The following is a 9967-nucleotide window of genomic DNA, read 5'->3' on the forward strand; positions in this document are numbered from 1 at the left end:
GGGTGGGGGTATCCGTAGCTCAAGGTTGGCTCCTGAACAGGGTGGCAAGAACACGAAGTTGAACGGTGCTCAACTTCAGGCAGTCGCCAACCTATACGCGAGGGGCCGCACTTCGTATACCAAAGCGGCCCCTGTGGCGAGAAGTGCGGGATCGACTCCTGGGTTTGGCGAGAGGGCGGCATCGAGCCGCCTGGATACCGGGAGCAACGGCTGTGGATGCGCCGGTCGACCGGGGCCACTGGCCGACGAGCCGACAGGACCGTGATGCGCTGTGGCCGTTGCCTCTTACGGGACGTCCGGTAGGTAGGCGGTGAGCAGCGGGCCGCTGAGCTGCGCTGGGGCCGGGAGTTCGCCGTACTGGTCGTGAACCACGCGCAAGGTGTCTTGGAGGGCTGTCTTCCTGTCGGCCTCGTCGTCGGTTGCCCGCTCGGTGATGACGCGCTGCAGGAGTTCCGCGTAGGTGTGTGGCCCCGGGCCGTTCAGAGTCTCCTGAGGGGCGTCCGGCTCGAAGCTGCTGAGTCTGACGCCGTCACGGGCGTGCCTGAACAGGGTCATGGCGTCGGCGGCTTCGGTGAGCACGACTGTCTCGGTGCCGGCGGACAGGTTGGCGAGCACCGGGTGCCGGCCGCCCTTCGTGTCAAGGTATTCGAGTGAGAAAGCGTTCTGGCCGCTGTGGCCGAACCGGATGACGGTGCCCTCGTCGACGCCGGTGCCGTTGGGGTCGACCTCCAGGAAGGCGTCCAGGGGCAGCGGCCTGGCGTGTGCCGGGTCGATGCCGTAGGCGCGGATGACGTCCTCGGCGTTTCGGTTCCTGGTCAGGGTCAGGCAGAACCCCAGATCACTGAACTCCATGAGCCACGCGGCGAGTTCGGATGCGGGGCCAAGAGCGCCGGCAGTCTCAGGCATGACGGTCGTCAGCTTCCTCTCGTTGCAGACGGTGGGTCATAGAACCCGTTGCCGCCTGGCAACTACTCATCGGCACAAGGGTAGTTGACCCTGATCTGGCCCTGGATGCCCCTGCTATGGTGCGCCGATGTCTTCGATCAAGCAGTTCCAAGTCACCTTCGACTGCGCTGAACCTGCGCGCCTTGCCGGGTTCTGGTGCGAGGTGTTGGGGTACGTCGTACCGCCGGTCCCGGAGGGGTTCGGCACTTGGGAGGACTACCATCGCTCGCTGCCGCCCGAGAAGCAGGTCGTCTACTTCGCGTGCAGTGATCCCTCGGGTGTGGGCCCTCGCCTGCTCTTTCAGCGCGTTCCCGAAGGCAAGGTCGTCAAGAATCGGGTGCATCTCGACGTGCGAGCCGGCACCGGGCTCGTGGGTGCGGAGCGCCTCGCCACACTGGAGGCCGAGTGCGCGCGGCTGGTCGCGCTCGGCGCGGTGCATGTGCGAACGCTGATCGCCGATGACGAGAACGAGTCGTGCATCAATATGCAGGACATCGAGGGCAATGAGTTCTGTCTCGACTGAGCGTCCTCCTGGCCGCCGTCCGCGTTGACCGTGGTGCGGCTGACGGCGGCCTTCGCGCCGGGCGCGGGCAACGCTTAGCGCTTTGTCAGCCCTGCACCGCCGCCGGGTCCATCCAGACGACCTCCCAGGTGTGGCCGTCGAGGTCGTCGAAAGCGCGGCCGTACATGAAGCCGTGGTCCTGGGTTTCTCCTGTGGGCTTGCCGCCGGCCGCGATGGCCTTGTCGACCAGCTCGTCGACCTTCTCGCGGCTCTCCGCGCTCAGGGCGAGCAGTACTTCGCTGTTCTTGGGCGAGTCCACGATCTGCTTCTTAGTGAACACGGCGTACTTCTGGTGGGTGTGGAACATCACGACGATGGTGTCGCTGAGTGGGATCGAGGCCGTGGTCTCGTCGCTGAACTGGGTGTTGATCGAGTAGCCCAGCTCCGTGAAGAACTTCTTCGCCGCGTCGAGATCAGCGGTGGCCAGATTCACGAAGATCATCTGCTGGTACATGGCTGGGCGCTCCCATCGGTTGGTGTCAGGGTGTTCAGGACGGTAGACCCGGGCGCCGGCCAGAACTCATCGGTTCAGGCGGTCATGCTTTCGATCAAGTCCGCGGCACGTGTCGTGCCGCCTTCAGAACGGGCCGCGGCGCGCAGTTGTGCCGACCGGTGCGCGACCTCGTCATCGGCTACGAGGTCGATGAGCGCGGCCCGCAGGGTTTGCGGGGTTGCGTCCTCGGTGTCGATGCGGCGGGCGACTCCCAGTTCGACGAGGCGGTCGGCGTTCATGAACTGCTCGGCGCCCTGGGGTACGGCGATCATCGGGGTGCCGGCGCGGAGCCCTTCACCGCAGCCGCCCATGCCTGCGTGGGTGACGAATGCGTCCGCCTTCTCGAGGATGGCCCGTTGCGGGACCCATGAGTGGACTTCGAAGTTGGTGGGGACGGTACCGAGTTCGGCCGGGTCGGTGTGCTTGCCGATCTGCAGTACGACGTGCCAGCCGGGCAGGTCGCCGTAGGCCGCGATGCACTGGCGGTAGAACTCCGGTCGGTGGTTGTACGCGGAGCCGAGGGAGATCAGCAGTACGTTCTCCGCGTCCGTCGGGCGGGTCCAGGGTTCGGGTTCGGGTTCGGTACGCGGGTCGAAGCAGGGGCCGACGAAGGTGATCCTGTCGGTGTCGACTTTCTCGGCGTGTGGCTGCATCGCCCGGGTGATCAGGGCCAGGGCGTGTGCGGGCGGGCCCGAGAAGGCGTCCACGTCGGTGGTGGTCGCGCCGCAGTGGGCGAGCCAGTCTGCGAATCGTGCCCGGTACGCGTCGGCGCCGGGAAGTTTGCGCAGGTGGGCGGCGACTTCTTCCTCGTACCCGTCCCAGGCCACGAAGGTCGGGGACAGTTGGAGGAGGGGGCGGCCCTGCGCTTCGGCGAGGGCGCGTGCGGCGTAGGCGCCGATGTCGTACAGGTACAGGTCCGCCGGGTCGTCGTCGTAGGCGGCGTGGAGTTGGGGCAGGACGTGCACGGCGTCGTCGAGGAAGAGGCCGGCGGCGGCGATGGGGTCGTCGGGCCAGTTGTTGTCGGTGACCGGCAACTTCGAGGCGCAGGGCACCAGTTGAGCACCGGCGGCTTCGATCGGTTCAGCGACGAACGGGTCGTTGGCGTAGGTCACGCGGTGGCCGCGGGCGACGAGTTCGCGGATGATTTCGAGGCTCGGCAGGACGTGGCTGACGATGGGGATGCCGATCATCGCGATGTGGAGCGGGTGGCGGGGCAAGGTCGTTCACTCGTTTCCGGATGCGGGGTGTGCGGTGGGCGGGGCGGCGGCTTCCAGTTCGGTGACGGAGCCGGACATGATCGTGCGTACGTGTGTGGTGATGTGTGTGGCAGGCCAGTCCCACCAGGCGACGGCGAGGAGACGGGCCACGTCCTCGGCGTCGTAGCGGGTGCGGATCAGACGGGCCGGGTTGCCGCCGACGATGCCGTAGTCCGGTACATCGGAGGTCACCACCGCGCCTGCGGCGACGATCGCGCCGTGGCCGATCCGTACGCCAGGCATGACGGTCGCACCGTGGCCGAACCAGACGTCGTTGCCGACGACGGTGTCGCCGCGGCTGGGCAGGCCGGTGAGCAGGTCGAAGTGGTCGGCCCAGGAGCCGCCCATGGTCGGGAAGGGGAAGGTCGAGGGGCCGTCCATGCGGTGGTTGGCGCCGTTCATGAGGAAGCGGGTGCCGGTGCCCAGAGCGCAGAACTTTCCGATGACGAGTCGTTCGGGGCCGTAGTGGTAGAGGACGTTGCGTGACTCGAACGCGGTGGCGTCGTCCGGGTCGTCGTAGTATGAGTAGTCGCCGACCTCGATCAGTGGGGACTTCACCAGGGGTTTGAGCAGCACTACGCGGGGTTGTCCGGGCATGGGGTGGAGCGTGGTGGGGTCGGCGGGAACGGGCGGGGGCTGGGTCATGCGGGCCTCTCGTTGGGTGGTCGCGCGGGCGTGTTCATACGGGTGTGGTCATACGGACCTGGTCATGCGTGCGTGGTCGCGGGTGTGCGGGCGGTGGGCAGGGTCATCCGGGTGCCGTGCCAGCGGCGGCGCAGTGTTCGGTCGTGGCTGACGAGGACGACGGTGTTGGTGAACCCCGCCAAGGCGGCTTCCAGTTCCTCCGCGAGGGCGGGCGAGAGGTGGTTGGTGGGCTCGTCGAGCAGCAGAACGTCCCAGGGTTCGCTCAACAGCCGTGCCAGGGCGAGGCGTTGACGTTGGCCGGTGGACAGTCGTGTGACCGGTACGGCGAGTTGGGCGGGGTCGAACAGGCCGAGGGCCAGGAGTTGTTCGGCGCGTTCGTCGGTGTGTCCGGTGCGTCCTCGTGCGTAGGCGGTGAGCAGGGTGTCGTCGGGTGTGCCAGGCTCGGGTTCCTGTGCGAGGTGTCCGATGCGGCCGCGGCAGACCAACTGGCCGGTGTCGGGGGCCAGTTCACCGGCGAGTACGCGGAGCAGGGTGCTCTTTCCCGCACCGTTCTCGCCGGTGATGAGGAGGTGTTCGCCGGCCTGGACGGTCAGGTCGAGTGGGGCGAGTCTGCCGTCGACGGTGACCGCGGTGGCTTCGATCGCGGTGCCGTGTTGTTGGCCTGTGTGGTGTTGGCCTGTGTCGTGTTGTCCCTCGTGGAGTTGTCCCGCGTGGTGTTGTCCCGTGTGCTGTTGGGGTGTGAAGCGCAGCGGTTCGGGTGGTGGGGGTACAGGGGCGGCGAGAAGGCGTCGCAGGCGTTCCTCGGCGTTGCGCACGCGAGCCGCGAGGGATTGCTGGACGCGGCCGCCTGCCAGGTTGTACGAGAGTTTGTCGCCGTCGGCCCTGGGCCGGCCGGGGGCCACGCGGCGGGCGGTGACCGCGGCGGACTCGCGTGCCCGGTCGACGTCGGCCTGCCACTGTTCGTGGTGTTCGGCCCAGCGGCGGCGGGCGGCGGCCTTCTCGGCGAGGTAGCCGGTGTAGCCGTTGCCGTAGCGGTTGACGGTGTGCCGGTCGCCGTCGACTTCCAGGAGGGTGGTGGTGACGCGTTCGAGGAAGCCGCGGTCGTGGGAGACGGCGACAGTGGTGCCGTGCCGGGTGCGCAGGTGATCTTCGAGCCAGTGGAGGGCCTCGTCGTCGAGGTGGTTGGTGGGTTCGTCGAGGAGGAGCACTTCGGGGGCGGAGGCGAGGAGCGCGGCGAGGCGCAGTCGTACCTGTTCGCCGCCGGAGAGGCTGTCGGCGGTCTGGGTGCGGTCGGCCTGGCGCAGGCCGAGGCCGTGCAGGGCGCGTTCGAGGCGGGCTTCGGCGTCGTATCCGCCGCGCAGTTCGAAGGCTGTGACGGCCTCGCCGTAGGCGTGGAGGGCTGCGGTGTCGCCGTCGGTCATCGCCGTTTCGAGGTGGCGCATCCGGGATTCGATGGCGCGCAGGTCTCCGAGGGTCTCGTCGATGACCTGCTGGACGGTCACCCCCGGTGGCAGGTCGGCGTCCTGGGCCAGGTAGCCGATGCCGCCGTCGGTCTGGAGGATGGCTTCGCCGTGGTCGGGGTGGTCCCGCTGGGCGAGGAGTCGGAGCAGGGTGGTTTTGCCTGAGCCGTTCTCGCCGACGATGCCGGTGCGCTCGCCCGGGGTGAGCGCGCAGGTCACCGAGTCGAGGACGGTCCTGCCGTTGAAGGATTTGGTGAGGTCGAGTGCGGTGATCTGGGTGCGCATGAGGGTGCCTCCGAAGCAGTCCGGGACGGAACGGCCGCGTGGGGCCGCAGGGTCGGGAGAACGCTTCGTACGAGCACCGCTATCACTCCATTAGTGCGACGACTGTTGCATTAAGCTTGCCATGGTCCTGCCCCGCCGAGCAACAGGGTTCCGATGACAGACACCCCAGATTCCCCAGACACATTGGACGCCTCAGATACACCGGACAGCTCAGCCAGCCCAGGCGCCCCGGGTGACTCGAAGGACGCGTCGCCCGCCCGCAGGCCCGGTGGCCGTACCGCCCGGATCCGGGCCCAGGTGCTCGACGCCGTGCGCACCGAGCTCGGGGCGCACGGTTACGAGGGGCTGTCGGTGGAGGGCGTCGCGGCGCGCGCGGGCGTGCACCGTACGACGGTGTACCGGCGCTGGCAGGACGTCGGCGGGCTGCTCGCCGACGTGCTCGACGCCGCGGGCGAGGACGACTGGCAGCCGACGGACACCGGTTCTCTGCACGGCGACCTGACGGCGCTCAACGACGAGATCCAGGCGTCCTTGACCTCCGGCCCGCCGGTCGTCACCGGTCTGATCGCCGCCTCGTTCCGCTCCGAGCAGGCCGCCCGCGCGCAGCGGGAGCTGTGGGAGGACCGGTACGCGCGCTGCGAGGCCATCGCCGAGCGGGCCGTCGCGCGCGGCGAGCTGGCGCCGGACACGGACGCGCGGCGCCTGTTGGTCACCGCCACCGCGCCGCTCTACCACCACCTGGTGCTGCTGCGGGCCGACCCCGATCCACGTATGCCGGAGCAGGCCGCTGCCACCGCTGTGCTGGCCGCGCGGGCCGGGGCGTTCGCCCGGCCGGAACCGGGCGGCGACGACCCGACTTGATAGGCAAGTGGAGACTTGCCTATCCTGCGGGTGTGGCCGACGACCTCTTCAAAGCCCTGGCCGACCCCACCCGGCGGACGATCCTCGACGAACTCGTCGAGAAATCCGGGCAGACGCTGTTCGAGATCTGCTCGCGGCTGAGCATGAAGCACCGCCTCGGCATCTCACGGCAGGCGGTGTCCCAGCACCTCGCCGTCCTGGAGGCCGCCGGACTCGTCGTGAGCAGGCGGGAGGGGCGCTACAAGTTCCATGATCTGGATACGGGACCACTGCGCCTGATAACCGAGCGCTGGCCCCTGCCCGACACCTCCGCACCGGAAGAGAGCACCCCATGAAGATCCACCTGACCAGCGTGTTCGTCGACGACCAGGCCAAGGCCCTGCACTTCTACACCGAGATCCTCGGCTTCGTGAAGAAGTACGACGTCCCGGTCGGCGGGAACGACCGGTGGCTGACCGTCGTCTCGGCCGACGAGCCCGGCGGCACCGAGCTGCTGCTCGAGCCCGCCGGTCACCCGGCTGTGAAGCCGTACCGGGACGCGCTCGTCGCGGACGGCATCCCGGTCGCGCAGTTCGCCGTCGACGATGTGCGGGCGGAGTTCGAGCGGCTGAGCGGCCTTGGCGTGCGGTTCACCCAGGACCCGTTGGAGATGGGGCCGGTCACCACGGCCGTACTCGATGACACCTGCGGCAATCTGATCCAGATCGCGACGCAGCCGCAGTAGCCGCCATCCGTCCCCTATCTCGGACCGAGCCATGGCGTGCATTGGTCTATGCCAACTGCCGTTGTCTCACTATCCTCCTCCGTAGCCAGTGACACACCATCCCCCTTCCCCCCATGCAGGCCGCGGCCTCGAGGAGGATCACGGTGAAGGTTCGTACGCGTACGTCGGCGATCGTCGGCACCATCTGTCTGCTCGCGTCTCTCGGTCTGGCCTCGGCCGCGGCGAAGGAGCCGGTGGCTTCCGGTTCTTCGGGGCAGGCGGCGAAGGTCGTACTCAAGGAAGTGGCCACGGCGAAGAATCCGTCCGCCGGTACCGCCGGGCCGGGTGGCTCCGTGTGGATCGCCGAACGGGCAGGCACGGTAAGGGTGTTGGGCGATTCCGGCCTTGGTGAGCCGGTCCTCGACATCTCCGGTGAGACGACCACGGACGGCGAACGCGGCCTGCTCGGCATCGCGTTCGACAAGGACTTCGCGCACTTCTACATCTCGTTCACGGACCTCGAAGGCACCAGCACCGTGGACGAGTTCGCCGTGCGGGACGGCAAGCTCCAGCCGGACACGCGGCGTACGGTGCTGACCCAGACCCAGCCGTACGCGAATCACAACGGCGGCGATCTCAGGTTCGGCCCCGACGGCTACCTGTACATCGCGTTCGGCGACGGCGGTTCGGGTGGTGATCCGCACGGCAACGGGCAGAAACTCGACACGCTGCTCGGCAAGTTGCTGCGGATCGACCCGGCCGGCGGCGACCCGTACGCGATCCCGCCGGACAACCCCTTCGTGGGCCAGGCGGGCGCCAAGGAGGAGATCTGGGCGTACGGGCTGCGCAACCCGTGGCGGTTCTCCTTCGACTCGGGCACCGGCGATCTGCTGATCGGCGATGTCGGGCAGAGTGCCTGGGAGGAGATCGACTGGGCGGCGGCGAGCAGCAAGGGCGGGGAGAACTACGGCTGGTCGCAGATGGAGGGCAACCACCCGTTCCGCGACGGCACCGAGCCCGCGAACCATGTGCCGCCGGTGCACGAGTACGACCGCAACGGGCTGGGTTGCTCGGTGACGGGTGGCTATGTGTACCGGGGTGCGGCGATCACTGAACTCCAGGGGCAGTACGTGTTCAGCGACTACTGCGACGGCACGGTCCGCGCGCTGCAGATGGAGAACGGCAAGGTGACCGGGGAGAGCGACCTCGGGGTCAACGGTGGTGAGGTCGTGTCGTTCGCGCAGGGCGGCGACGGCGAGTTGTACGTGCTCGACCTCGGCGGCAGCATCTCCCGGATCGACCCCGCGTAGTCACTCCCGGCCGGTGGCCTTGGGGGTGGCGGTGAGGTCGGGTGATCCGCCGGTGGCCGTCTTGATCTCCTGCTCGGTCAACGGCGGCCCGTCCAGCGGAGGCAGGCCGGGGCCGCGTAGTACGCCGATGGCCGTGTCGGGGTGCAGCCAGCGTGCCGCCGGCTTCTCCGAGAGGGTGATGACGGCGAGGAATGCCTCCATCACCTGGGCCCGGCCGATAGCCGTGCGGACCAGGCGGTCGGCGTAGCTGTTGATGAGCGCCGTGCCCTTCGGCGGCCGGTGGCCGACCGCTTCGGGGTAGAGGATGTCCTGCGAAGTCGCCAGCGTCCAGGGCAGGTTGGTGGTGCGGCCGATGGCACCCTGTACGTCGCGGGTGAAGCCCGGCGTGTGCGGGTTGCGGCTGTCCAGGGCGTCGCTGAGCGCCTCCACGCCCTGGGCGGCCACGGACATGCCGTGCCCGTAGAGCGGGTTGTAGGTGGCCACGGAGTCGCCGACCGCGAGGAAGCCGTCCGGCCAGGTGTGCGCGTTCTCGAAGTAGCGGCGCCGGTTGACGGTGCTGCGGGAGACGGTGACCCGCTCCGTCACCGGGGTGGTGTGGGCGAGGACATCGGCGACGACGGGGTGGCGGACCGTGCGGGCGAAGGGCTCGAACGCGGCCGGGTCGCGGGTGGGTTCACCGCCACGGGTGCCGGACAGGGTCACCAGCCACTGGTCGTTCTCGATGGGGACGATCGTCGCGGTCTGGCCGGGGACCCGGGCGGACGGTACGGACTGGACGTTGATCAGCGGGAACTCGGAGGCGTCCGGCGGTGCGTGGTAGACGCGGGTCGCGTATACGAGTCCGGAGTCGACCGTCGCTTCCTCGATGCCGCGTACTCCGAGGGCGTCGAGCCACTGCGGGGCTTGCGAGCTGCGGCCCGTGGCGTCGACGACCAGGTCCGCGGTGAGGGTCTGCTCCGTGCCGTCGGCACCGCGGACGACGGCTCCGGTCACGCGGCGCGCGTCCCCGGTCAAGTGCCGCATCTCGTGCTGGTGGAGAACGCTCACGTTGTCGCGGGCGGTGACGCGGCGGCGGACGGTCCAGTCGAGGAGGTCACGACTGCACGTGATCATGAACTGCATTTCCTTCGGCCAGCGCCGCAGCCAGCCTTGGGCGGACATCGTCACCATGCCCGTCGGCAGCGGTATCCGGCGTGCCCCGGCGGCCAGCCACTCCTCGGTGACGCCCGGCAGCAGCCGCTCGAAGGACCTGGCTCCGCCGGACCAGAGCAGGTGCGCGTGGCGGGCCTGGGGCAGCGACTTGCGCGGGCGCGGTCCCGCAGGCAGCGCGTCGCGGTCGATGACGGTGACCTGCCCGGCGTAGTCGGCGAGTACGCCCGCGGTGAGCATCCCGGCCAGGCCGCCTCCCAGTACGACGACTTGCTTGAGCGGGCTGGGGCGGAGGGGG

The 9967-nt window shown here is 68.9% G+C and carries 11 protein-coding genes; 5 read left to right on the forward strand and 6 right to left on the reverse strand.

Going from position 1 to position 9967, the window contains the following annotated elements:
* Positions 1-285 precede the first annotated feature (285 nt).
* Positions 286-906 (reverse strand): DUF6461 domain-containing protein, encoded by a 621-nt coding sequence (locus GUY60_RS27740; protein WP_161702632.1) that lies wholly within the window; start codon positions 904-906, stop codon positions 286-288.
* A gap of 127 nt (positions 907-1033) precedes the next feature.
* On the opposite strand from GUY60_RS27740, the gene GUY60_RS27745 reads away from it, so the two are divergent.
* Positions 1034-1468 (forward strand): VOC family protein, encoded by a 435-nt coding sequence (locus tag GUY60_RS27745; RefSeq protein ID WP_161702634.1) that lies wholly within the window; start codon positions 1034-1036, stop codon positions 1466-1468.
* A gap of 85 nt (positions 1469-1553) precedes the next feature.
* On the opposite strand, the gene GUY60_RS27750 is transcribed toward GUY60_RS27745, so the two are convergent.
* The 4 genes from GUY60_RS27750 to abc-f form a co-directional block, all read right to left on the reverse strand.
* Positions 1554-1961 (reverse strand): VOC family protein, encoded by a 408-nt coding sequence (locus GUY60_RS27750; protein WP_161702635.1) that lies wholly within the window; start codon positions 1959-1961, stop codon positions 1554-1556.
* A gap of 74 nt (positions 1962-2035) precedes the next feature.
* On the reverse strand, positions 2036-3190 hold the full coding sequence (locus GUY60_RS27755) for a macrolide family glycosyltransferase (protein ID WP_161702648.1): 1155 nt from the start codon (positions 3188-3190) through the stop codon (positions 2036-2038).
* A gap of 33 nt (positions 3191-3223) precedes the next feature.
* Positions 3224-3901, reverse strand: coding sequence for a CatB-related O-acetyltransferase (locus GUY60_RS27760; RefSeq protein ID WP_161702637.1), 678 nt, complete (start codon positions 3899-3901; stop codon positions 3224-3226).
* Positions 3902-3963: 62 nt separating this feature from the next.
* Positions 3964-5646, reverse strand: coding sequence for a ribosomal protection-like ABC-F family protein (abc-f, locus tag GUY60_RS27765; RefSeq protein WP_161702639.1), 1683 nt, complete (start codon positions 5644-5646; stop codon positions 3964-3966).
* Between the two features lie 309 nt (positions 5647-5955).
* Between abc-f and GUY60_RS27770 the strand changes: the two genes are divergently transcribed.
* From GUY60_RS27770 to GUY60_RS27785, 4 genes are all read left to right on the forward strand, one after another.
* On the forward strand, positions 5956-6507 hold the full coding sequence (locus tag GUY60_RS27770; protein WP_376771329.1) for a TetR/AcrR family transcriptional regulator: 552 nt from the start codon (positions 5956-5958) through the stop codon (positions 6505-6507).
* 32 nt (positions 6508-6539) lie between these two features.
* Positions 6540-6842 (forward strand): ArsR/SmtB family transcription factor, encoded by a 303-nt coding sequence (locus GUY60_RS27775; RefSeq protein ID WP_161702643.1) that lies wholly within the window; start codon positions 6540-6542, stop codon positions 6840-6842.
* Positions 6839-7231, forward strand: a complete 393-nt coding sequence (locus GUY60_RS27780) for a VOC family protein (RefSeq protein WP_161702645.1) — start codon at positions 6839-6841, stop codon at positions 7229-7231. Before GUY60_RS27775 ends, GUY60_RS27780 begins: the two co-directional genes overlap by 4 nt.
* Before the next feature lie 143 nt (positions 7232-7374).
* A complete protein-coding gene (locus tag GUY60_RS27785; RefSeq protein ID WP_161702647.1) occupies positions 7375-8520 on the forward strand; it encodes a PQQ-dependent sugar dehydrogenase in 1146 nt (381 codons plus the stop codon).
* Here the strand turns inward: GUY60_RS27785 and GUY60_RS27790 are convergent.
* On the reverse strand, positions 8521-9967 hold a 1447-nt coding region (locus GUY60_RS27790; RefSeq protein WP_312866451.1), incomplete at its 5' end, for an FAD-dependent oxidoreductase.

Source organism: Streptomyces boluensis (genome assembly GCF_009908195.1).
GTDB classification, from domain to species: Bacteria; Actinomycetota; Actinomycetes; order Streptomycetales; family Streptomycetaceae; genus Streptomyces; species Streptomyces boluensis.

Coding starts and splice junctions, on each gene's coding strand:
- GUY60_RS27740 (WP_161702632.1), bottom strand. CDS start 906: ATGCCTGAGACTGCCGGCGCTCTTGGCCCCGCATCCGAACTCGCCGCG.
- GUY60_RS27755 (WP_161702648.1), bottom strand. CDS start 3,190: ATGATCGGCATCCCCATCGTCAGCCACGTCCTGCCGAGCCTCGAAATC.
- GUY60_RS27745 (WP_161702634.1), top strand. CDS start 1,034: ATGTCTTCGATCAAGCAGTTCCAAGTCACCTTCGACTGCGCTGAACCT.
- GUY60_RS27750 (WP_161702635.1), bottom strand. CDS start 1,961: ATGTACCAGCAGATGATCTTCGTGAATCTGGCCACCGCTGATCTCGAC.
- abc-f (WP_161702639.1), bottom strand. CDS start 5,646: ATGCGCACCCAGATCACCGCACTCGACCTCACCAAATCCTTCAACGGC.
- GUY60_RS27780 (WP_161702645.1), top strand. CDS start 6,839: ATGAAGATCCACCTGACCAGCGTGTTCGTCGACGACCAGGCCAAGGCC.
- GUY60_RS27760 (WP_161702637.1), bottom strand. CDS start 3,901: ATGACCCAGCCCCCGCCCGTTCCCGCCGACCCCACCACGCTCCACCCC.